This is a genomic window from Sagittula stellata E-37 (assembly GCF_039724765.1).
GTDB lineage: Bacteria > Pseudomonadota > Alphaproteobacteria > Rhodobacterales > Rhodobacteraceae > Sagittula > Sagittula stellata.
In genome coordinates, this window is record NZ_CP155730.1 from 290,288 (window position 1) to 311,794 (window position 21,507).

19 protein-coding genes and 3 pseudogenes are annotated in these 21,507 nt (G+C 63.8%); 17 read left to right on the plus strand and 5 right to left on the minus strand.

Features of this window, described 5'->3' with window-relative positions:
• Positions 1 to 171: 171 nt before the first annotated feature.
• The 13 genes from ABFK29_RS22835 (at position 172) to ABFK29_RS25200 (ending at position 9,395) form a co-directional block, all read left to right on the plus strand.
• Positions 172 to 2,112 carry a TRAP transporter permease gene (locus ABFK29_RS22835; RefSeq protein WP_005859726.1) on the plus strand — a complete coding sequence of 647 codons (1,941 nt, stop codon included), beginning with the start codon at positions 172 to 174 and terminating at the stop codon, positions 2,110 to 2,112.
• On the plus strand, positions 2,109 to 2,963 hold the full coding sequence (locus tag ABFK29_RS22840) for an alpha/beta hydrolase (protein WP_005859724.1): 855 nt from the start codon (positions 2,109 to 2,111) through the stop codon (positions 2,961 to 2,963). The genes ABFK29_RS22835 and ABFK29_RS22840 overlap by 4 nt, the downstream gene beginning before the upstream one ends.
• A 357-nt stretch (positions 2,964 to 3,320) precedes the next feature.
• Positions 3,321 to 4,520 carry a hypothetical protein gene (locus tag ABFK29_RS22845; RefSeq protein ID WP_040604639.1) on the plus strand — a complete coding sequence of 400 codons (1,200 nt, stop codon included), beginning with the start codon at positions 3,321 to 3,323 and terminating at the stop codon, positions 4,518 to 4,520.
• Between the two features lie 125 nt (positions 4,521 to 4,645).
• Positions 4,646 to 5,086 carry a JAB domain-containing protein gene (locus ABFK29_RS22850; protein ID WP_005859720.1) on the plus strand — a complete coding sequence of 147 codons (441 nt, stop codon included), beginning with the start codon at positions 4,646 to 4,648 and terminating at the stop codon, positions 5,084 to 5,086.
• A gap of 109 nt (positions 5,087 to 5,195) precedes the next feature.
• Positions 5,196 to 5,714, plus strand: coding sequence for a hypothetical protein (locus tag ABFK29_RS22855; protein ID WP_005859719.1), 519 nt, complete (start codon positions 5,196 to 5,198; stop codon positions 5,712 to 5,714).
• 91 nt (positions 5,715 to 5,805) lie between these two features.
• Positions 5,806 to 6,297: a DUF6878 family protein gene (locus ABFK29_RS22860; protein WP_005859717.1), complete on the plus strand. Its 492-nt coding sequence runs from the start codon at positions 5,806 to 5,808 to the stop codon at positions 6,295 to 6,297.
• A gap of 10 nt (positions 6,298 to 6,307) precedes the next feature.
• Positions 6,308 to 6,685 carry a DUF6915 family protein gene (locus ABFK29_RS22865; RefSeq protein ID WP_005859716.1) on the plus strand — a complete coding sequence of 126 codons (378 nt, stop codon included), beginning with the start codon at positions 6,308 to 6,310 and terminating at the stop codon, positions 6,683 to 6,685.
• A gap of 1 nt (position 6,686) precedes the next feature.
• Positions 6,687 to 6,884, plus strand: a complete 198-nt coding sequence (locus ABFK29_RS22870) for a hypothetical protein (protein ID WP_005859714.1) — start codon at positions 6,687 to 6,689, stop codon at positions 6,882 to 6,884.
• A gap of 75 nt (positions 6,885 to 6,959) precedes the next feature.
• Positions 6,960 to 7,379: a hypothetical protein gene (locus ABFK29_RS22875; RefSeq protein ID WP_005859712.1), complete on the plus strand. Its 420-nt coding sequence runs from the start codon at positions 6,960 to 6,962 to the stop codon at positions 7,377 to 7,379.
• Entirely contained in the window at positions 7,372 to 8,016 is a 645-nt protein-coding gene (locus ABFK29_RS22880) for a hypothetical protein (RefSeq protein ID WP_005859710.1), read from the plus strand. Before ABFK29_RS22875 ends, ABFK29_RS22880 begins: the two co-directional genes overlap by 8 nt.
• Before the next feature lie 65 nt (positions 8,017 to 8,081).
• Positions 8,082 to 8,483, plus strand: coding sequence for an MbcA/ParS/Xre antitoxin family protein (locus ABFK29_RS22885; RefSeq protein WP_005859708.1), 402 nt, complete (start codon positions 8,082 to 8,084; stop codon positions 8,481 to 8,483).
• Complete coding sequence (locus tag ABFK29_RS22890) at positions 8,480 to 9,181, plus strand: RES family NAD+ phosphorylase (protein WP_005859706.1); 702 nt, start codon at positions 8,480 to 8,482, stop codon at positions 9,179 to 9,181. The genes ABFK29_RS22885 and ABFK29_RS22890 overlap by 4 nt, the downstream gene beginning before the upstream one ends.
• 37 nt (positions 9,182 to 9,218) lie before the next feature.
• Positions 9,219 to 9,395 carry a DUF1778 domain-containing protein gene (locus tag ABFK29_RS25200; protein ID WP_157136504.1) on the plus strand — a complete coding sequence of 59 codons (177 nt, stop codon included), beginning with the start codon at positions 9,219 to 9,221 and terminating at the stop codon, positions 9,393 to 9,395.
• 6 nt (positions 9,396 to 9,401) lie between these two features.
• Here the strand turns inward: ABFK29_RS25200 and ABFK29_RS22895 are convergent, their stop codons facing one another.
• Positions 9,402 to 9,695, minus strand: a complete 294-nt coding sequence (locus ABFK29_RS22895) for a hypothetical protein (RefSeq protein WP_005859704.1) — start codon at positions 9,693 to 9,695, stop codon at positions 9,402 to 9,404.
• Positions 9,696 to 9,871: 176 nt separating this feature from the next.
• On the opposite strand from ABFK29_RS22895, the pseudogene ABFK29_RS22900 reads away from it, so the two are divergent.
• Positions 9,872 to 12,367: pseudogene (locus ABFK29_RS22900) on the plus strand (strawberry notch-like NTP hydrolase domain-containing protein); the annotation flags it as partial.
• Positions 12,360 to 12,914: pseudogene (locus ABFK29_RS22905) on the plus strand (biotin/lipoyl-containing protein); the annotation flags it as partial. The pseudogenes ABFK29_RS22900 and ABFK29_RS22905, both read left to right, overlap by 8 nt.
• 62 nt (positions 12,915 to 12,976) lie before the next feature.
• Here the strand turns inward: ABFK29_RS22905 and ABFK29_RS22910 are convergent.
• The 4 genes and pseudogenes from ABFK29_RS22910 to ABFK29_RS22925 form a co-directional block, all read right to left on the minus strand.
• A pseudogene (locus ABFK29_RS22910) lies at positions 12,977 to 14,097 on the minus strand (Fic family protein).
• A 120-nt stretch (positions 14,098 to 14,217) separates the two neighbouring features.
• Positions 14,218 to 14,457, minus strand: a complete 240-nt coding sequence (locus ABFK29_RS22915; protein ID WP_005859693.1) for a hypothetical protein — start codon at positions 14,455 to 14,457, stop codon at positions 14,218 to 14,220.
• A 161-nt stretch (positions 14,458 to 14,618) separates the two neighbouring features.
• Entirely contained in the window at positions 14,619 to 15,260 is a 642-nt protein-coding gene (locus ABFK29_RS22920) for a hypothetical protein (RefSeq protein ID WP_005859691.1), read from the minus strand.
• A gap of 10 nt (positions 15,261 to 15,270) precedes the next feature.
• Positions 15,271 to 15,990: a division plane positioning ATPase MipZ gene (locus tag ABFK29_RS22925; protein WP_005859689.1), complete on the minus strand. Its 720-nt coding sequence runs from the start codon at positions 15,988 to 15,990 to the stop codon at positions 15,271 to 15,273.
• Positions 15,991 to 16,542: 552 nt separating this feature from the next.
• On the opposite strand from ABFK29_RS22925, the gene ABFK29_RS22930 reads away from it, so the two are divergent.
• On the plus strand, positions 16,543 to 19,464 hold the full coding sequence (locus tag ABFK29_RS22930) for a relaxase/mobilization nuclease domain-containing protein (RefSeq protein ID WP_005859687.1): 2,922 nt from the start codon (positions 16,543 to 16,545) through the stop codon (positions 19,462 to 19,464).
• Complete coding sequence (locus ABFK29_RS22935; protein WP_005859685.1) at positions 19,457 to 21,412, plus strand: type IV secretory system conjugative DNA transfer family protein; 1,956 nt, start codon at positions 19,457 to 19,459, stop codon at positions 21,410 to 21,412. The genes ABFK29_RS22930 and ABFK29_RS22935 overlap by 8 nt, the downstream gene beginning before the upstream one ends.
• Positions 21,413 to 21,507 lie beyond the last annotated feature (95 nt).

Genomic DNA, 21,507 nt, shown 5'->3' on the forward strand with positions numbered 1-21,507 from the left:
CCTGGTGAACGTCCCGGAGCCGATCCGGGGCCACCACCGGCGGACCGGGTCAATTTCCCGGTGCGACCGGCCTGAGCGGCCGGTCCCCGGACGGAAGGAGAAGCCGCCGTGCGACGGCCCTTCCCTGCCGCAGAGCCACCGATCACACAAGCGGGGTGCAGGAGGATTTCCATGCAGACGAGCGAAAAGACATCGGGCCCGGACACTCCGTCCGATCCGATCGCGTATGAGGGCTGGCGCCGCGCCGTCGTCCTCTCTCTCTCCGCCGGACTCATCGGCCTGACGGCTTGGGGCGCGGCATTCGGGCAATTGCCCAATGTGCAACATCGCGCCATCGTGCTGGCCTTGGTGGCGGGCCTGGCGGTCATGATCGCGCCGGCCGGACGGTCCGGGCGGCTGGCCGGTCTACCGGGTCGCGTTCTCGACATCGCAATGCTGGGCACGATCCTCGTCGCGGCAGGCTGGGTATATGCCAACTACTGGGACGTGATGATGAACCCCGTCGCGCGCCGCCCCGAGGCGGTGGTGCTCGGCCTCGCGCTTGTCGCCGCGATCCTTGAGCTCTCGCGCCGCACGATCGGATGGACTTTTGCCATCCTGGTCGGGATCTTTGGCGCCTATGCACTCTGGGGAGACCTCCTGCCCGGCCGGATCGGTCACGGCGGCGTCAGCCTCCGGATGCTGACCTCGATGCTGTACCTGTCTACCGATGGGATCTGGGGACAGGTCTTCGACATCTTTTGCAGCTTCCTGATCCTTTTCATCCTGTTCTCGGCCCTGATGATGGCGACCGGCGCAGGCGAGACCATGATGGACATTGCCAAGCTGGTCGGCGGGCGCCTGCGCGGCGGACCGGCCAAGATCTCGGTGATCTCTTCGGCCATGGTCGGATCGATGACCGGCTCTTCCGTGACCAACGTCGCGATGACCGGCAACTTCACCATCCCGATGATGAAGCGCATGGGCTACCGCCCCGAGGTCGCCGGCGGCATCGAAGCCACCGCCTCGTCCGGCGGGCAGATCACGCCGCCGCTGATGGGCGCGGGCCTCTTCCTCATGGCGGAGTTCCTGAACCTGCCCGTCGGTCACATGATGACGCTCGCGCTGGTGCCCGCCCTGCTGTTCTACGCCGGCGTCCTTGCCTCAGTGCATTTCGAGAGCGTTCGCTCGGGGATCGGCCAGTTGCCGGAGGAAGATATGCCGGACGCCGCACGGCTGAAGCGTCCGGCCGTCTGGCTGCCGCTCGCCGCCCCCTTCTGCGTTCTGCTCTTCATGCTGTTGTCGGGCTTCGCGGTCGGCCTGTCGATCCTGTCGGCCTGCCTGACGCTCGCCGCCCTGCACCTCCTGATCGGCGAGTCACAGGGCACAGGTTTGCTCGGACGGGCCAGGAACCTCAGCGCAGCGCTGCTCGAAGCCGCGGAACCGCTGGTAACGCTGGGCGCGCTCTGCGCGGCCGCCGGGGTGCTGATCGGGGTCATCGGTTTTGTCGGCATCGGCGTGAAGTTCGGCGATGCCGTCCTGTCGCTGTCCTCGGACAACCTGTTCCTCGCACTGGTGCTGGCAGGCTGCGTCGTCATGGTGATCGGCATGGGGATGCCCACAACCGCAGCCTACGTGCTGGCCGTGTCCACCATCCTGACCGCTTTCGATGCACTCGGCATCGCTCCGCTTCAGGCGCACATGTTCGTCTTCTACTTCGCAACGCTCTCGGCGATCACCCCCCCGGTCTGCGCGGCGGTCTTCGTCGCGGCGGGCCTTGCCAAGGCCTCGTGGTGGGCGACCGCGGTTCAAACGGTGCGCTTCGCGATCATCAAGTACCTGCTGCCCTTCCTCTTCGTGTTCCGTCCCGAGACGCTCCTGGAGGGCGCCCCGGTCGAGATCGCGCTGGCACTGGCGGCCTGCCTGATCGGCACGATCGCCCTGTCGGCGGCCTTCGCGGGATGGTTCGCCGGACCGCTGGGACGCGCGCTTCAGGGCGTGACGCTGGTGGCCGGGCTGATGCTGCTCTGGCCATCCCTTGCGCTGAACATCGTCGGCGCGTTGATTGTGAGCGCGGTCGCGCTCCGCTCCCGGCTGGCGCGTCCCAAGGTGGCAGCGGGAGAGCGCCCGTGACGGATGTCCCGAAGACCATGCGGCCCGACGTCGATCTGTCCACCTTCTGCACGGCCCGTATGCTGCCCTCGGGAGGACGGCTGTGGGTCGCGGCCCCTTCCGGCCCACAGGTCGGAGCGCCGGTGCTGCTGGTCCATGGCGCCTATCACGGCGCATGGTGCTACGCCCTCTGGATGCGGCGCCTCCTGGCGCGCGGCCGCGCAGTCGCGGCCGTCGACTGGCCCGGACACGGCGGCCTGCCGCAGCCAGCGGGCTTCGCCGCCCTCGGGGTCGCGGACTTTGCCCGGACGGTGGAAGAGGCGCTGGACCAGATGCTGACGCCGCCTGTGGCGGTCGGCCACTCGCTGGGCGCGCTGGTGCTGGCGCTCGCGGCCGAGGGGCGGAAGCTGCCCGCGGTCGTGCTTCTCGCCCCGTCGCCGCCGGGCAACATGCTCGGGGTAACAGCCGTTCCGCTCCTTCCCGACGGGCAGCCTTTTGGCCCCCCCGGTGCGGACCGGTTCCGCGACGTCTACATGGGCGGAGCGCCCGACGCCGGAGACTGGCTGCCCCGACTTGGCCCCGAAAGCCCGGCAGCGCTGAACGACCGTTACGGCCTGAAGATCAACGTGACAGGGGGGGCCGACCGGGGGCTTGTGGTCGAGGCGGGGCGGGAAGACCCGCTGCGCCATCCTGAGGGACAGGACGCCGCCGTCGCTGCCTTCTTCGGCTACGACTACCGGTATCTGCCGGAGGCTCCCCATTGCATGATGATGCACGATCCGGGCGACGCAGCTTTCGCCTGCCTGTCGGATTGGCTGGACAGCCTGGACGAAACTGAGACCCCGCACTGCGGGGTGCTCGCCGAGCGGTGAGACTACCCGGGCGGCACCACTTGCATCACCTATTCGAACATCGCCCGGGGCCGCGCCTGAGCCCCCCGATAAGCAGCCTTGTACCAATTCCACCAGGTGCGCAGCATTCAAATGCTGATACGAGTACCTATTTGTGACTCCGGGCAGCCTTTCTTCTTTCACAGAGCTCAGGAGACGACCAAGCAGGTCAAGTAAAAGAAGGTCGGCTCTGCTTGTTCTACTACATGGGCCGCGCCTATTCCGCGAACTACCGCTTTCCGCCGTGACCACCTTCTAGAGTGAGAGGAGTGCCGGTTTCTCGGTGACGGGTTGAGTGCTGGGAGAGTGGCTTCCGGCGCCCGTCGCGGGAGATAGCCGATGGGCGTTGTGGAAGTTTTGGATCCGGGCGCACCGGCTCGGGCGGGTGGCTGGAAAGTGGACGCGAGCCGGGGTGAGCGAAACGGACGGGTGTCGTCCGAGTGGTTCAACCGGCCCGATGACGAGCGGTATCTGTCGCTCGAGGATCTCTGGGCCAATGTGAAGGGCCGCTCCGAGCGCAGCCGCAGCCGCGTAGTGCAGACGGCGGACATCCGCGTCGAGGCAGCGCGCGACAACCCCGGGCGGTTGCACCTGATGCTGCCGAAAGCGCAGGAGCCTTTGGCACCCACGCACTGGGCTTTCGGCCAGCTTGCCAGCATCGTCGGCGCACCGGCCTCCTACCTGCGGCAGTTGCCCGCGCCGCTGGCGGGCATCAACCTGCAATACGGCCTGACCAACCACCGTGCCGAGCAGGTCAAGACCTTCGAGACCGAAGATGGCCGCACCGAGCTGCGGGCCGTGACCGGCCCCGACTATGGCCGCATCCACGATTTCGAGCTGGTCGAGGCAGTGCAGCGGATCGCGGGCAATGGCACGGGCGACACTCGCTGGAAGGTGCCGGGCGTACTCGACTGGTCGACCGGGGTCTACAACCCCGATGTCGAGATCAACCGCGACACGACCACGCTCTATGCCTCGGACCGTGACGTCTTCCTGTTCCTGGTCGATGATCACAACCCGATCGAGGCAGGACGTCTGCCCGACGGCTCCCCCGATCTCTACTTCCGGGGCTTCTATTGTTGGAACTCCGAGGTGGGGGCCAAGACCCTCGGCATGGCGAGCTTCTACCTGCGGGCCGTGTGCCAGAACCGCAACCTCTGGGGCGTCGAGGATTTCCAGGAGATCAAGATCCGCCACTCGAAATACGCGGCCTCCCGCTTTGCCCATGAGGCGGCCCCGGCGCTGACGCGGTTTGCCAATTCCTCGCCGCAAGGTTTCGTGAACGGCATCAAGGCGGCGCGGCATCAGATCGTGGCGTGCAGCGACGAAGACCGCGCTGATTTCCTGCGCAAGCGCGGTTTCTCGAAGGCCGAATCCGGCAAGATCATCGAGAAGGTGCTGATGGAGGAAGGCCGCCCGCCCGAGAGCATCTTCGACTTCGTACAAGGCATCACTCGGCTTGCGCGCGACAAAACCCAGCAGGATGCCCGCCTCGACATGGAAGGGCGCGCCAAGAAGCTCCTCGACCGGGTCGGCTGACGCCGGACCCGACATCGCGACCGCCCTCGCGCGCGGCGGTCGCGCTTTCCCCCTCCAAATGCATGCCACTGGCCCCGCCCCGAGAGGGCAGGGGGCTTTGGCCTGTGCAGTTCAGCGAGACACCCATGACCCCGCAGGAAGAAACCATCGTCCTCGAGGCCCGCGACATCCTCGGTCGCTACCTCAGCCAGAACCCGGTCATCGGCAGCTGGCAGGCGCTGATGGACTATTGCGCGCTGACCGTCCGCGGCCCGATCGAGCGGTTACACGTCTTCTACCTCGACCGCAAGAACCGCATCATCTCCGATGAGCTTCTCTCGATCGGCACGGTCGACCATGTCCCGGTCTATCCGCGCGAGGTGATCAAGCGGGCGCTGATGCTGAACGCCTGCGCCCTAGTACTGATCCACAACCACCCGTCCGGCGATCCGACGCCGTCCGATGCCGATATCAGCATGATCAAGGAGATCCAGAAAGGGTGCAGGTATCTCGGGCTGACGCTGCACGACCACATCATCGTCGGCGCCGGGACGGAGCTGAGCCTGCGGGCGCTCGGCAAGCTCTGACGCTGCGGGCAAGTTCATCACCGTCACCCCTTCGAGGAAGAGGGCGGCGGTTTGGTCTTTGACGGATGAGGCGGGAAGAGAGGCTTCCCGCGCCGTCGGAGATCTTCCCATGTTCGACCTGTCCCTTCCTGTTCAACCGACCACCAATCCACTGGGCTTCGCGCCGCCCTTTCCCTCGGGGGACATCGACTCGAGTCACACTTTCGCGCTGGCCCATTCGCGCCGCGCGCCGGCCGACCTGCTGTCGGGCCGGGCCGCTCCGCTCGTTATCGCCCGTTTCGCGATGCTGGCCGATGCCATGCAGGGCGCAATCGACCATGCCGAGGGGATCGCCTCGGATGCTCCGCCCCAGCTTCTGGCAATCCTCGACCGCGACGAGCGGCTTGTTCTGGCCGGGGCCGCCAGCGACCACGCCGTCGCCTGGTGCCACCCGGTGACGAGCGCGGCCGAGGCACGTGGCGTGGTGACGGAGGCGAGCCAGCTGCGCGCGCAGGCGGTTCGTGCCGCCGATTGGTGCGAGACCGATCTGGCTCAACGGCTGCGCCACCGCGCCGATCTTCTGGATGCGCGGCTCGTCGATCCGCTCTGGCGAGCCGTTGCCGCCCGGGCGCTGCAGGTCGCGGCGTGAGGCCAGAGAGGCAGAGGAGGGCAGGGGGGAATTGGAGCTTGTCCGGGGGAGAGAGATCGCCCGGTCCGGCTTCGATCCCTTTTCCCATCCGATGACCCTGACTGAACCCACCCTCGCGCCGCCGTTGGCACCCTCGACCGTCGACATGGGCCAGATCTTCGCGGCGCATGCCGCGCGCGCGGCCCGGATTGACGCGCTGCGCCCGGGCAACAAGGACCGCCTCTTCGATGGCCTCACGGTGGCCGGCATCACCCATATCACCGTGACCTTCGACGGGGCCGGCGACAGCGGCCAGATCGAAAGCATCGGCGCATGGTCCGGCGAGACCGCGGTCGATGTCCCGGCGGCCGAAATCGAATACGCCGCGCTCACCTGGGACAACCCCGAAGTCGAGATGCGTCAGCTCTCGCTGGAAGATGTCGTCGAGCAGCTGGCCTACGACTTCCTCTCCGACACCCATGGTGGCTGGGAAAACAACGATGGGGCCTGGGGCGAGTTCTGCTTCGACGCCGCGGCCCGCTGCATCCACCTTGAGTTCAACGAGCGCTTCACCTCGTCCGAACTCTACACCCACGATTTCTGAGGGGGCGGCGATGGCACATCCCTATCACCACGCTCTCTCCTCGGTGAAGAAATGGGGCGGCACGGTCGATGACTTCATCGCCGTGCATGACTGGTTCGACCAGAGCAAGGAGATCACGGCCGACTTCCGGCACCGGGCGCTCCGTCATCATGCCGAGGGGATCTTCATGGCCGAGACCATCTTCGGGCCGACCCGCACGCTCTCGACCGGGCGCATCATCCCGACCCGCTGGGTTGGCGAACAGCATGTGAAGGAAGACCTCGGCTTCATCCCGAGCTTCGCCGATTGGGTGAAGGCCATCCGGCCAGAGCCGTGGATGGGCCGGACCGCGCGGATCGAGGCTCTGGTCGATCTGCATCTCGCCTCGCCTGTGGTCGAGGTCAGATGAGATGACCGATCCAGCCTATCAGCGCCTTGGCCTGTCGGCGACCGCTTCGCCCTACGCCGTCCTGCGGGCGGCGGTCCGGGCGCTTCACGCCGACACACGCGCCGTGCGCAGCTTCCGTATGGCGCGCAAGCGCTTCTACCGGCAAATGGTCTGCGCGCATGCCGCACGACAGGCGGCAGATGACAAGCCAACCGGCTGATCGATCCCGGCCGACCCTTCATCCCAATCCAGTACCCGGCCTTCCGGCCGGGTCTTCCCCATTCAGGAGGTCCCTATGGCGGATTACTTCACCCATTTCTCTTGCCTGCTCGACGTCGGCACTCCCGAAAAGGCGGCCCGAGCACTCGCGCTGTTTCACGATCTGCGCGCTGCGGATCAGGACGCCGACGACCCAGATGTCGCTGGCTTCGATCTCGTGCACCAGGATGCCCCCGAGGGCAGCAGCTTCTGGATCCATGATGACGAACACGGCGATGTCGAAGCCGTCATCCGCTTCGTCTTACGCCTCGCCGAATACCTCGACCTGACCGGCCTTTGGGGGTTCCAGTATGCTCTGACCTGCTCCCGACCCCGCCTCGACGCCTTCGGCGGCGGCGCGCATGTCATCGACCTCGGCGCCCGCAAGTCCATCGGCTGGACAAGCACGCAAGAATGGCTGGTCGCCGTGTTGAACGGGGAAGACGCACATGCCTGAGGTCATCTGCACCACCGTCTACCAGTTCCCCGAACTCTCGGATGCCGCCAAGGAAAAGGCGCGCAGCTGGTATCGCGAGCTGGGCCCCCACGACGATTGGTGGGACGCGGTCTACGAGGATTTCGAGCGAGTCTGCGAGATTCTCGGCATCCGTCTGAAGACCAAACCCGTCCGCCTGATGGGCGGCGGGACGCTAGCCAAGCCCTGCATCTGGTTCTCCGGCTTCTGGAGCCAGGGCGACGGCGCCTGCTTCGAAGGTTACTGGTCACACGCCAAGGGCGCGACCGCGAGCATCCGGGACTACGCGCCCACGGACGCGACGTTGCACGGCATCGCCGACCGTCTGCAGGCGATCCAACGGCGGAACTTCTACCAGCTTGCCGCCGAGGTCAGCCACCGGGGGCGCTACTACCACGAATACACCATGTCGGCGGACGTTACGCGCGACAGCCCGATCTGGCAGCCGGCCACCGAGGATGCTGAAGTATTCGTGACCGAGGCGCTGCGCGATCTGGCACGCTGGCTCTACCGCCAGCTTGAGGCCGAATACGACCACCTCACCTCGGACGAGGCCATCGAGGAGGGGATCATCGTCAACGAGTATACGTTCACCGAAGGAGGGCGCCGGGTCGGGTAACGGGGATCACCGCGCATGGTTCATCTGATCTTTACATAAAGTCCATATGGCCTATATTGAGGCCAATGGAGGACGCCATGTACGTTGCAGAGAAAATTCGGGAACCCGCACAGATCAACGCCGTCGCGTTGAAAGCTTATGCACGCGTGGTCGATGCCTGGGGGCTCAGTCTCAAGGAAGCGGCTGGCCTTGCCGATATGTCGGAGAGCACATGGAAGCGCGCCAAGAAGCCGGATTTCGCGGGAGAGCTCACCAAGGACCAACTGCTGCGGCTCAGTGCGGTGATCGGCATCTTCAAGTCGCTCGAACTCTACTTCTCGGAGCCTGTGGCAAGAAGCTGGTTCACCCGACCGAACACCGGTCCGCTGTTTGGGGGAGGCCGACCAGTCGACACCGCCATCGACGGGGGCTTGCCGCAGATCCTCGCGGTTCGGACCTATCTTGATGCATTGCGCGGTGGGGCATGAAGCAGACCGAGATTTCTGATCGTGGTCTCGTTCGTCTCCTGCCCGCCACTTACCACAAGCCGCCATCCCTGCGCGGTCTCGTCGATACCGAAGGCGAGATGGAGATTCTGGCAGAAATCGAGGGCCTGACCAGCGGCCGTCTTCTGGCGGAACGTGGCCGCAACCCGCATCTGGACCCGCGCGAGCTGGCCTGGCAGCGGCGCAGCCGTGATCTGCGTCTCTACGGCGACAGTCACGTCAACGCCGCCTTCACCTACACCCGGGCTGGCGGAAACCGGTTCAACACCGAGGAGCGCGGTGCCTGGTACTGTGCGTGGGATGTGATGGTTTCCGTCAGCGAAGTGGCGTGGCACCGCACGCGCGAACTTGGCTTCACGGGCAGCTATCATGACAGCGCCCGCTATGTGGAAATGCTGGCGGACTTCATCGGCGTCTTCGACGACATGACCGACGAGCCGGGTCATCCCGCGCTGCATCCGGATCCGGCTGTCGGATATCCCGAGGGCCAAAGCCTTGCCCAGCATCTGCGCCGGGCTGGATCGCGGGGCCTTATCTACCCCTCAGTTCGGGCTCCCGCGCCGGGCGGGAATTGCCTCGTCTGCTTCGAGCCCCACGCCATCCAGAACGTCCGGCCGGGCGCTTCTTGGGATCTTGTGTGGGATGGGACACCGCACTACTCGATTGCGGCCGTCGGCTGACGAATTTCAGCGCATGCGCCCTTGGAGGTCAGAAGAAATGAAAGCAGCAAACAGTAATAGCCCCGACGTCACGAACTTGAAGCCAAGCGACCATCAGGCGTTCTTCGAGGTTTTGGATTCTCCGCCCTCACCGACGGAAGCGCTGCGGGCGGCATTTCGTAGGCGGAAGGAAGCTTTGGTGGATGCGTGCGCCGACTCGCCATCCACCAACTGACAACCATCACTTATTCCCGTCGATCCACTTCGACATGAGCCCCTTGTCGCGGAAGCATTCGTCCGGAACGGCGCGCCGTTTGATCCGGGCGAGCTTCTCTGCGAAAGCGACCTGCTTGGAGGTCGGTCGGTTGTCTGACGGCACGGGCGCGCGCTTGGCTTGGGCGTCGATCCAGGCGCTCAGCGCGCGTCGATCTTGCTGAGTTTCCCAAGGCAGGAGTGTTCCATTGCGCTGTGCGAGGGACCGCGCATAGGCGAGCTGCTTGGCCGTGGCAGGCAGGGTAAAGGTGGTGCTTTCCATCGAAGAACTCCCTTTCTGGCTCATCTCCTAAAATAGAACATAACGGGAACAACATCAAGCTGTGTGCCGCATTGCCTTGGTGAGAGAGGCAGAGGGTGGATGGGAAAGATCAGGTCCGAGGCTGCCCGAGAGAAGGTGTCAGGACCTGATCCTGTCCTTCATTCCGGAGTTTCCCGATGACCCATCTTGCCCCTGTTGCGCAGGCGTCCTTGCCCGCGCCCATTGTCCCGTTGGCCGCAAATCCCGCTCCTGCGATCGTTGCTGTTGCCGAAGCGCTGCAGCCCGACCTGGCGCAAGGGCTTCAGATCGACGCGCTGCGCCTGCGCGGCGAGATGGAACATGCCTTTGGCGGTTCCGATGCGACCGGTGCCTGGGACTGGAAGCTCGCCTATGAGGCGGGCGAGGTGGCGCTAATCCTCTTCCTGCGAAAGTTCGGTCGGGCGCTGCTTGCGCGTGCCGGCTCGCCTGCGGCGCTCTTGCCGATCCTCGCCAAGGTGGCAGGCCTCATGCCCACGCACACCCGGCGGTCGGAAGAGATGGAGCGCTTTCAGCAATTCTCGACGCCGCTGCCCATGGGGCTCGCGGCTGTGGCGGCAGCACAGATCACGCCCCGTGATCTTGTCCTGGAGCCGTCTGCCGGGACCGGTCTCCTGGCGATCCTCGCCGAGATCGCCGGCGGCACTCTGGCTCTGAACGAGTTGGCGGACACCCGCGCCGACCTTCTTCGCTTCCTGTTCCCGGGCCGATCGGTCACGGGGTTTGATGCCGCCCAGATCGATGATCATCTCTACGCCTCCTCAAGCCCGAGCGTCATCCTGATGAACCCGCCTTTCTCGGCCCAAGCCAATGTCGATGGTCGGTCGACCGAGGCGACGGCCCGGCATCTGCGCTCGGCCCTCGCGTGTCTGGCCCCCGGCGGACGGCTCGTCGCCATCACCGGAGCCGGTTTCGCGCCGGATGCGCCTGCCTGGGCCGAGACCTTCGGCCGTCTAACCGAGACCGCCCATCTCGTCTTCACCGGCGCGGTGTCGGGCGCGGCTTTCGCCAAACATGGGACCACCTTCGAGACGCGGATTTCTGTCTTCGATAAATGCCGCGGCGGTGAGCCGGGCGGCATCACCGCCGACCTGCGCCATCCCACGTCTAGGGGCGTGGCGCATCTGATGTCTCGGGTCACTGCCGAGGGTCCGCCGCGCCTCGAACTGGATCCAGCTCCTGCTGCGGGGCAGGGCCATTCTTCCCCCTTTCCGGGAAATTCTCACCTCACCATCCGCAAACCGGCCAGCCGATCGCACGCGACCTCTGCAGCCAATCCGGCGAAGCCTGAAACCCAGATTGAGGCCGAGGAACTGGACTACGCTCTCCGCGACGCCGCCGAGGACGAAGATGCCGCACGGCTGTCCGACGCGATTTACGAGACCTTCCGTCTGCAGGCTATCGACATCCCAGACGCCGCATCGCACTCAACCAAGCTTGTGCAATCGGCGGCCATGGCCTCTGTCGCACCTCCGAAACCGAGCTATCGCCCCAAGCTTCCGGCGGCAATCCTGCGCGACGGCCTGCTGTCCGACGCGCAGCTCGAGACCGTCATCTACGCCGGCGAGGCGCATGGCGCGCATCTCACTGGGTCTTGGACCGTGGATGAAACTGGCGACATGGTCTCGACCGCGCCCGACGATGCCGCGGACGCCATCCGCTTCCGTCGCGGCTTCTTCCTCGGCGACGGCACCGAAGCGGGCAAGGGCCGCCAGTCGACTGGGATCCTGCTCGACAACTGGTGCCAAGGCCGCCGCAAGGCGCTCTGGATTTCGAAGAGCGGCAAGCTTCTCGTGGATGCACAGCGCGACTGGTCGGCCCTGGGTCAGGAGCGGCTACTGGTGACGCCGCTCTCGCGCTTCGCCCAAGGCCGCGACTTCCCGCTTTCCGAAGGCATCCTCTTCACCACCTATGCGACGCTGCGCTCAGAAGAGCGCGGGTCCAAGAAATCCCGCGGCGATCAGATCTTGGACTGGCTCGGGGCGGACTTCGACGGAGTGATCCTCTTCGACGAAAGCCATGCCATGGCGAATGCTGCGGGCGGCAAGGGCGAACGCGGCGATACCATCGCCTCGCAGCAGGGCAGGGCGGGGCTCCGACTGCAGCACAGGCTGCCGAATGCCCGCGTGGTCTATGTCTCGGCCACGGGCGCGACGACGGTCCACAACCTCGCTTTTGCTCAGCGTCTCGGTCTCTGGGGCGTGGAGGATTTCCCCTTCCAGACCCGGTCGGAATTCGTGGGAGCGATTGAAGCTGGTGGCGTTGCTGCGATGGAGGTCCTGGCCCGCGACCTCCGGCCGCTCGGCCTCTACACCGCGCGGTCGCTTTCCTATGACGGTGTCGAATAAGAAATGCTGGAACATGCTCTCAGCCCCGAGCAGCGCGGCATTTATGAAGCCTATGCCGGGGCCTTCACCATCATCCACAACAACCTGACCGCGGCGCTGGAGGCGGCGAACAGTTCCGGCGCGGCCGACGGGCCGAGCGGGTCGGGCAAGCTGAACCGCCAGGCCAAGTCCGCTGCGCGGTCAGCCTTCGAGAGCGCCAAACAGCGCTTCTTCGGCCATTTGCTCGCCTCGATTAAGACTCCCACGCTGATTTCCAACATTGAGGCCGATCTGGCTGCGGGCCAAGCTAAACGGAATCGAGATCGACGACGAGGATCTGAACGGCTACCTGATGTATCCCAAGGTCTTCACCGACTACGCCGCCCGGCATGAACAATACGGGCCCGTGCGCACCCTGCCGACGCATACCTTCTTCTACGGCATGGAGCCGGGCGAAGAGATCACCGCCGAGATCGACCCGGGCAAGATCCTGGAGATCCGGATGCAGGCGGTCGGCGAAGCCAACGAGGACGGCGATGCGCGCGTGTTCTTCGAGCTGAACGGCCAGCCCCGGGTGATCCGGGTGCCGAACCGGTCCGCCAAGGCGGCGGTGGCCAAGCGCCCGAAAGCCGAATTGGGCAATGCCGACCATATCGGCGCGCCGATGCCGGGCTCGATCGCGACCGTTGCGGTCAGCGTGGGGCAAAAGGTCAAGCAGGGCGACCTGCTGCTGACCATCGAGGCGATGAAGATGGAAACAGGCCTACATGCCGAGCGTGACGCCACGGTCAAGGCCGTCCACGTCATGCCGGGGGCGCAGATCGACGCCAAGGACCTGCTGGTCGAGCTGGAATGAGGCTGAGGATCAATAACTAACATAATGTTCATTATAGGGTATTTAGTAAGTAACTGTTTTAATTATAAATTTGATACCTCTTGATTGAAGTTCAACCAGTATCGCGTGTGCCGTCGCTCACCGGTTCGGCTGAGCGCACCTTTCTCGACCAGATCCTGCAGATCACGGATTGTGGTTGCGCGTGACGTTCCGGTGATCTTGAGATAGTTGTCGGCGCTGAGGCCGCCTTTGAAACCACTAGGGCCATCTCGAAACATTCGAGCGATGACCTTAGCCTGGCGTTCGTTCAAGTGGTCTCTGTGACGATCGTAGAAGTGTACCTTGCTGATGAAGAAGCCGACGCGGTCGAGTGTTGCCTGTTGGGCCTTCTAGATAACTTCCGCGAACCAGACGAGCCACTCGGTCACTTGAAGCGTTTTTTGATGCTGCTCGAGCTGGTCGTAATATGCCTTGCGCTCCTTCTCGATGGTGAAGGCGAGCGACTTAAGGGTCGGCTGGCCAATGTTCTGCGCCAGCGACTTTTCAGCGAGGGCGCGACCCAAGCGGCCGTTGCCGTCTTCGAATGGGTGGATGCTCTCGAAACAGAGGTGGCCTAGCCCTGCGCGCGTCAGCGCTGGAAGCGGCTTTGCTCCCCCCGGCCCGGTCTTGTTGAACCAATCCGCGTATCGCTCCATCTCAGGCATGACCCGCTCCGAGGGAGGCGCTTCGAAATGGATCGGCGGCCGGTCGAGGCGGCCAGAAACGATTTGCATCGCCTCGGCATGTTGTCGGTAGGCCCCGATGGTTTCCAACCGACGGTCATGGGATAGGAGCATCCGATGCCCGCGAAACAGTGTCTCATGGGTCAGCGTGTCCGCAAAACTGGAACAAACGTCGACCATCATTTCCGCGACGCCCTGACGCGCGGTTTGGCAGGGTAGCTGTCCGGATCGAAGCCTAGATGGCGGCGCAGTGAAGACTGGACACTGAGCCGATCGAGGATTTCACCCGCGATGGCGCTCGTCTGCATCGCTTCCTCGCTGAGCAGTTCGATGCGGAGTTGCTCGCGCTCTGGCCGGCTGACATGATGGACCGCGCCGAGGATTTCTCCGGACGACAGCAGAAACGTCTGCTCGAACGATTCCAGAGCGGAGGCGTCATACCGGAAATCCGGCCGATCGGGCGGCGTCCAGTTCGAAGCCATGAGTTATAGACATTCTTTCTATAGCTCATTTCTGGACCACTTATGAGGTATAGAAGTCAACTCTAATGCTCTAGGGACCTGTGGGACGGGATGACCTTCATACCGACGCGAGGCCTTGAGCTAGGCCTTTTCAAGGTGCGTCAGATCTTGCTGACGCGGTCTGGGGGTCTTCGGATCGACAGGGTTTTGTTCTGGCGGTCGAATGAATGGTTCATAGCGAACGTCCGCCATGGCGCCGTCGAACCAGGCAGGCTGCACGTCGCCATTGTTCCATTGGTACAGGTAGCCAACCAGGTTCTCAGACGTTTTGCAGAGGATGCGCATGATCGGTTCGCCAGTCAGACGGGGCTTCGTGTTCATAATGCGTTCCTCCTAAATGGACCTCGTAACTCGTCAACAATGAGGTCTGAACTTCCTTGTGACGCTCATTAGCGCCACGCTTTCCGCAACTGCAAGGCGAGCTTGCACCTGTGGGCGAAAATCCACCGGCGAAACGCAAGTTGTCTTTTCAGATAGGTACCTTACGGCTCGTTCGGTTCATGCGGCGATGCAGCACAAATGGCAATTTCTTCAAGGATCGCATCAATCTCGCCCCATATGCGTGGTTCCACCTGGCCGCGGATCAGGGCCCATTTACTCAAGACGTCGAGGGGGTCGTGGTCCCGGAGGAGGACACCCAGGCTAGCTGCATCGACTGCCAGAGATGTCCGGGCCTGCCACTGCGTGTTGCGAGTGCGTCGCTCCTCCGCGACTGGGGCGAATACCGGCGACAGTTGCCAGCCTTTGACCGCACGGCGCAAGGCGGCACGCACCACATGTGCTGGCTCAACACCACAAGTCTGCAGCGCTGCTTCCTGTCGTTCGAGTGCGTTGACCCTGATGTCGATCTTCCGGGTTGGACTCTTGGTCGCGGTCGATACGGGAGCTCTCAGGCTGGTATGCTGGTCAGAGCTTTCCGCGGGGACTTGGTGTGGCGCCACGGCACCTTCCGGCACACGCTCCGACTCGTGCCGATCCGCGTCAACGTCAGCGACTGGGGTGCCTGTCTCTTTTTCTGTGACCTGTGCCTCGTCTTCCTTCCCGGGAATCTCGCGGTCACCCTGTTGCAGGGTGGCGGCGTAGGCTGGGTCGGGCCTGGTGATGGTCGGGATCTTCTTGCGCAATCGACTGTCCTCACGCAGCAAGAATGTTGTTGAGGATGTCCGTCGCCTCCTCGAGCGCCTCGACGACATGACGTACATGTGGACGCATCAGGGGATTCGGATCGGCTTGCTTTTCCAGTGCCAAGGCGTGGAGAAGCCCCTTCTGGTCCATCTCCTTGTAAGTGTTCCGTCGCATCATGACGGTCTCAATCACCGGAAAACGGGTGAGCGCTTCTTCAATCAGGGCGGCGTCAGCACGGGTTGTTTTCGGGTCGACCATGTTGAGGACGACGTGGTGGCGCGGAAGGCTGGAGGGGTCGTCAACACGGGATTTCAGCTTCTCAAACCAATCGGCAGTCTGTGTGCCGACATCGAAATCAGACGTTGATAGCATGACGGGCGTTACAATGTGGTCCGCAAGCACCGCGATGCCGTCTGACCATTCAGCACCGACCCCTGCGGTATCGATGAAGATGAAGTCTGCTGTGCCCGCCATGTAGACCTGATCGATCTTATCCTCGACACCCGCCACGCTTTCGACGGTGGCCGAGCAGAGAAGCGGCGAACTCAGCCCACCGGCTGCCGCCCGAGCATGCCAGGCCCCGAGTACTCTCGTGCTGTCCGTGTCGATCAACATCACTCTGCGTCCGGCGGCGATCGCAGCGCTGATCAAGGCGCGCGAAAGCGTCGTTTTTCCACTGCCCTCTTTCCGGGCCATCGCTGCGATCACCACAAGATTTTCGTTGGGCATTCTGATCCTCCGCAAAAATAGTGAAACGCAACAATAATGCCCAAATGTCGCTAAATGCATGAGACGGAGGGGTCAAACAGAAGACGGGATGCCACCCGCGTCTGGCATGCAGCGGGCGGCGTTGTGCGATGATCGTGCGACGTCTGCCGTGGTGCCTTCAGCATTCGTCGCGCGGCACCACACACCCTCCAAATGTCGGGATGCGCTTGGCGATGTGCTGCGGACGGAATGCAGGTGACGGATAGCGCTCTCCAGACGACGGGAGGCAGTCTCGCGTATGGCGTTCCGCGGGTGACGCGAGACGGTCAGCACGCGGCAAAACCCGTCTTGCGGGGTGCAAGATACGGGGCGCAAAAGACGCGATGCGCGATGCGGAGACCGCAGCGCGTGGTGCAATGAGCGCGAAGCGCGATCCATTTGACAAAGGACGGGAAATCGCCCCTGCAGGGCGATTTTCTATATTGAGTACAATCCCTTATGGCCGACTCCACTTGCGTTGGGAGAAGGCCTGCTTGTACGAGGTTGGCAAGAAATAGGAACGTTAACTTCAAAATGCCCCGCCGCCGCAGACTGTCAGAGATCGAGCGATCGACCATCGCCCAGGACCGCCGGAACGGCGTCTCCGCAGCGTCTTTGGCCGCGCGCTACGACGTCAGCTTGAAGACGATCTACAACGTGGTGAACCACTGGGGGGAGCGTCAGACAGCGAACGGCAGCCGGTCGCGGGTTGTGGGGATCCGGGTCTCGGACGACGACCTGCGCCGGTTCGACGCGGCGCTGTCGCGGCGCGGGCTTGCGCACCGCTCGGATGCCATGCGCCGCCTGATGCTGGCGGCCGAAGGTGTCTTCCTGCCCGACGACGAGTTGTGCGACGAGTTGCGCAGCCTCGGCGCCGCGCTCAACCGGGTCGGCAACAACGTGAACCAGATCGCGCGACGTCTGAACGAGGCCAAGGTGCGGGGCGAAAGACTGTCCTACCCGGCCTCAAGTCACCGCGATGTCCGCGCCCTTGCAGGTCTGGTCTTCGATCTGGCCGACCAGATCCAGGAGATGTCGCGAGCGCGGCGCAGTGTGCTGGACCTTGAGATCAACTCCGCCCTGACGGGCCTCGCGAAAGGAACCCAGATGGCGAACCGTAACGCCCTCCGGGGCATCGATCCTGCGCTTTGCCACCGTGGCTGGAGCCGAGTGTCGGGGTCCTCGCAGGGGCTTTCAAAACGCGCGCAGATGGTCCGGGCCGCACGCGGCCATTCGCCTGCGATCTTCAAACCCATTTCCAAAGGCGGCTGCCACACCGGGGCGCAGCTTCGCGCCCAGCTCACATACCTGACGACAAAGTCGCCCCATATCCTTGACAGCCGCGGCACCCACGATGGGAAGAAGCAGCTTACCGAGTCAGAGATCAACCGCGTAGCGCAGCGGTTCGAGAACCAGTGGAACGAGCGCCACAGCCCCAAGCTCGGCCATACCTCGCATCTTCTGATGGCCTTCCCGGTCGGCACAACGGGCGAAGAGGTCCGCGATATCACCCAGGCGGTGTGCGAGAAATTCTTCGCCGGCGAGGGGTCGCAGTTCGACTATTTTGCTGCAATACACCAAGATCGCGCACATCCACATGCGCATATCGTTCTGAACCGCCGCAGCAAGGATGGCGAAATGTTCTTTCTCGGGAAGGATCATCACTTCAACTACGATGCCTTCCGCGAGGCGATGGTCGAAGCGGCCAGAGGACATGGGATCCGCCTTGAGGCGACGCGTCGTCTGGATCGCGGCATCACGACGTACCGCGCCGAGATAGACGAGGTCTACAAAGCCCGTGACGAGGGCCGCCCGCCGGTCGAGCGCCAGCGCACGGGGACCGACCTCGCGGCGGCCCTGCAGACGGTGGCGCGTCATGCGCTGACCTACCGGGGTCTGGCGGTCGAAGCGTCCCGGTCGAATTTCGATGACGTGGCCGAGGCGCTCGAGAGGGCCAGCACCATCCTTGCCAGTGGCGGTCAGATTCAATCTGACGGAGCCATCTACATGTCCCAAGACGAAGCAGCCTTCGACACGCTGATCACTGAGTTCTCCCAGAATATTCGCCAGATCGAGGCGGTGATCGACAAGGCATCCACGGCAGACCGCCCTGAGATCGAACGCAAGCTGACCGACGTCCTCGCCTCGGTCGCCCATTTGAACCCGCTTGGCGATCGGTCTGCTGCTTTGCTCGATGCGCCCTCCCCGGACGGCATCTATGTCAGGTCCAACGCGGGCGAGGACCATCTCGCTCGACTGGCAGATAAGGAGGTGTCCCCGAAGCTGGTTGAGGCCCTGCAGGGCACGGGCATTGATCCGGAGGCTGTTGTTGCGCGTCTGCGCGAAGGCGCGGGCAACGCCGCCTTGGAGCGGCAGTGGCTGGCGCAGGACCTGCAAGCGATTGCCAAGGAAGAAGGCTTTGATCTGGACAAACCCGAAGACCGGGAAATCGCGCTAGACCGTCTGGAGGCTGTGCATACCAGGTTGGGTGACATCCTATCCGAGGCACGCGTCCTGCGCGTGCCTGAAGAGGTCGAGGAAACGCAGGATGCCGACGTAGCTCTCGGCGACCCTCTGGCGGCCTCGGACCGCATCAGTACAGATGACGGCCCGGACGTCTTTGCGTCGTCAGAACGGCAGGACTTCCGCGCGCTGGTGGCTCAGTTCCGCCAGACGGATTTCACCCATCCGTTCTCTGATGATCCCTCCGCGCGGCGGGCTGGTGCCGTCGAGGTGGAAGAGGCCCGCGCCGCGTTCGACGCCTACGCGCAGAAATCGCTGCAACATGCCGAACTGGCGTCGATGGCCTGGGACCAGGCGACTGACAGTCGAATGCCGCAGCAATATGCGGTATCGGCGCAGGACCGCACGCTTCATGCTGGCGACATGGACCTCGCCTTGCGGGATCCTTCGGATCATCTCGGTCCGATCACGGAAGAGCTCCGCACCCTCGCCCGCTATCGCACTGAGATGCCGGATGACGAATTCGGGCAGGCCGTCCAGGACGAAATCAATCACCTTCGTTCGCTCGGCGCGTCGCGTGCCTATATCAGCGAGCGCAGTTTCGAGATCGAGGACCAGGCGCGACAAGACTACGCCGAGCGCCGGTATCTGGAAGAGACCGCCCCAACCGTCATGGCCTTTGTGCGAAACAACGACGTCGGGGGCCCGCTCTCCGAGTCAGAGCAGCAGGACATCGTCCGGCAGGTCAACGAGCGACTAAGCCCCGCCGCAATCGACGCGCTGCGGGCCGGCAACGCGGATGTTCTGGACAAATTCACCGAGGATCCGCTGCGCCAGCTGGAACTCGCCAAGACCTATCTCCAGAGCAGCGAGGTCACTGCGCACGGCCCGGCGATGGAGCGCGTTCTCGATGCATTGGCCGAAGAGCAGATCGAGGCGCAGCGCGCGCGTCACGCCGCGGCTCATGGCGAGAAGGGGATTAGCCATGGATAAAGGCAAGATCGCCCTTGGTGTGCTGAGCCTCGTGCTGGTCGGCCTCGCCATGGGCTATGTCGTGGCGACCGGGTTCGTCATGTTCCGCTATGGGCTTTCACCCACGCGTTTCGACGTCACCCTGCTCGCCCGCGAATATCTGGGTCTGTCTCAGTCTGCGCCGAAGGACTTCCTCTGGGTGAACCTCATCCTTGGCGGCTTCGGCCTGGCATCGCTGATGCTGAGCGTCACGCTTCTGGGGGATGCATTGACCCGCTTCGGGACGACGCATTGGCAGACCCGCAGCGAGATGAAGCGGAACGGTTTCTTTGCCAAGTCTGGCGGCGGCTTCCTTCTGGGCAAGCTTGGCTCCCCGAAATCCAGGCGCCCGTTCCTAGTCTCAAAAACCTTCCCCCACGCGCTGATCGTGGCGCCTACAGGCCGGGGCAAGGGCGTGGGGTTCGTGATCCCGAACCTGCTGACCTACAAGGGCTCGGCCGTTGTGCTCGACGTGAAAGGCGAGAACTTCCGCGAGACCTCGCGCTTCCGCGCCAGCATGGGGGACAAGGTTTTCCGCTTCGCGCCGACCGACTGGGACCGCCCAACCCACCGCTACAATCCGCTGGCGCGCATCGCGGCCATGACCAATCCCGACCGGCAGCAGATGGAGCTGAAACTCACCGCGAAGCTCTTCCTGCAGACCGACAATGAAAAGCTGAGCGGGCTTTTGGCCGGGGGTATCGACCTCTTCGTGGCGGCCGGCCTTCTGGCCTTCGAGCGCGGCGTGCCGACCATCGGCGAGATCTATCGCATCACAGCCTCGGGGGGCGACAAGCAGAAAGAATACCTGAAGCGTTCACAGGAGGTGAAGAACAAGTCGGCCAAGCTGATCTTCGAGCGCATGGCCTCGACCAACAACGACACCCTGACCTCCTACCTCTCCCTCCTGATGACATCGGGTCTCGACACTTGGGACAACCGCGCGATTGACGCGGCCACCGCGACCTCGGACTTCTCCTTCCGGGATATCCGGCGGCGCCCGCATGCGATCTATCTCGTGGTCGAGTCAGAGATGATCCGCCCGCTGGCTCCGCTGATCCGTCTCTTCTTCTCGGACCTGATTGCCTCACTGCAAGCACAGGAACCCGGCGATGACGAGCCCTGGCCGGTGATGATCATGCTCGACGAGTTTGACCGGCTCGGGAAAATGCCAATCGTCGCCGAGAGCATCAAGACGCTGCGTTCCTTCGGCGGCAACCTCGCCATCGTGACCCAGACTATCCCCGCGCTGGACGAGATCTATGGTGAGAATACCCGCAGGTCGCTGCAGGGTGGTGCTGGCGTGAAGCTCTACCTCACCCCTTCCGAGCAGAAGACTATCGAGGAGTTGAGCCAGGCTGTCGGCAAGACCACCAAGCGCGTGGTGACCCGCTCCCGCGCGGTTGGGCGCAATCCGTTTGAGGGGCGCAGCGTTTCGGAGCGTACGGAAGATACGCCGCTTCTGACAGAGGATGAGGCCCGGCGCATGGACCTCGACGAGGTCATCCTCGTGATCGACGCGCAGATGCCGATCCGGGCACGAAGGGTGAAGTATTTCCAGGATCCGGCGTTGAAAGTGCTGCATGCCGGTCAGGCGGGGAGTTTCCCGTATCCGGATAAAGACAGGCTGCGGCGGGATCGGCAGATGACGGAGACACGCGAGACGGTGGAGAAGTTGAAGCTGGAACTGCAGGAGGTGCGGGCGGCAAATGTCGGGCGGGATGTCGGCTCGAACGCGCCGAGCGCACAGACGACTAATCCATTGAGTTCAGGGAAGGCGCGCGGCCGAGCGGCTCGGGCTGCTGCGACAGGTGGTGGCCAGGGTCAGCTGTCACTTGATGTCGAGGGATTGGGGATCAGGGGTGCCAACCGGGCGGGGCTGGAAGCTGCCGTTCAAACGACTAGGACGATAATTGCGGAGCATGGATGAATTTCTCAACTGCGGACCTTCGCGCAAGGCGCGGCGAATAACGGCTCCGAGCCCTTACTACCAGATGCTGCGGGGTGTTTGAACGACGGGTACGG

Excerpts from the sequence above, each read along its gene's own strand:
- ABFK29_RS22835 (WP_005859726.1), top strand. The coding sequence starts at position 172 with ATGCAGACGAGCGAAAAGACATCGGGCCCGGACACTCCGTCCGATCCG.
- ABFK29_RS22845 (WP_040604639.1), top strand. The coding sequence starts at position 3,321 with ATGGGCGTTGTGGAAGTTTTGGATCCGGGCGCACCGGCTCGGGCGGGT.
- ABFK29_RS22850 (WP_005859720.1), top strand. The coding sequence starts at position 4,646 with ATGACCCCGCAGGAAGAAACCATCGTCCTCGAGGCCCGCGACATCCTC.
- ABFK29_RS22855 (WP_005859719.1), top strand. The coding sequence starts at position 5,196 with ATGTTCGACCTGTCCCTTCCTGTTCAACCGACCACCAATCCACTGGGC.
- ABFK29_RS22860 (WP_005859717.1), top strand. The coding sequence starts at position 5,806 with ATGACCCTGACTGAACCCACCCTCGCGCCGCCGTTGGCACCCTCGACC.
- ABFK29_RS22865 (WP_005859716.1), top strand. The coding sequence starts at position 6,308 with ATGGCACATCCCTATCACCACGCTCTCTCCTCGGTGAAGAAATGGGGC.
- ABFK29_RS22870 (WP_005859714.1), top strand. The coding sequence starts at position 6,687 with ATGACCGATCCAGCCTATCAGCGCCTTGGCCTGTCGGCGACCGCTTCG.
- ABFK29_RS22875 (WP_005859712.1), top strand. The coding sequence starts at position 6,960 with ATGGCGGATTACTTCACCCATTTCTCTTGCCTGCTCGACGTCGGCACT.
- ABFK29_RS22880 (WP_005859710.1), top strand. The coding sequence starts at position 7,372 with ATGCCTGAGGTCATCTGCACCACCGTCTACCAGTTCCCCGAACTCTCG.
- ABFK29_RS22885 (WP_005859708.1), top strand. The coding sequence starts at position 8,082 with ATGGAGGACGCCATGTACGTTGCAGAGAAAATTCGGGAACCCGCACAG.
- ABFK29_RS22890 (WP_005859706.1), top strand. The coding sequence starts at position 8,480 with ATGAAGCAGACCGAGATTTCTGATCGTGGTCTCGTTCGTCTCCTGCCC.
- ABFK29_RS25200 (WP_157136504.1), top strand. The coding sequence starts at position 9,219 with ATGAAAGCAGCAAACAGTAATAGCCCCGACGTCACGAACTTGAAGCCA.
- ABFK29_RS22895 (WP_005859704.1), bottom strand. The coding sequence starts at position 9,695 with ATGGAAAGCACCACCTTTACCCTGCCTGCCACGGCCAAGCAGCTCGCC.
- ABFK29_RS22915 (WP_005859693.1), bottom strand. The coding sequence starts at position 14,457 with ATGAACACGAAGCCCCGTCTGACTGGCGAACCGATCATGCGCATCCTC.
- ABFK29_RS22925 (WP_005859689.1), bottom strand. The coding sequence starts at position 15,990 with ATGCCCAACGAAAATCTTGTGGTGATCGCAGCGATGGCCCGGAAAGAG.
- ABFK29_RS22930 (WP_005859687.1), top strand. The coding sequence starts at position 16,543 with ATGCCCCGCCGCCGCAGACTGTCAGAGATCGAGCGATCGACCATCGCC.
- ABFK29_RS22935 (WP_005859685.1), top strand. The coding sequence starts at position 19,457 with ATGGATAAAGGCAAGATCGCCCTTGGTGTGCTGAGCCTCGTGCTGGTC.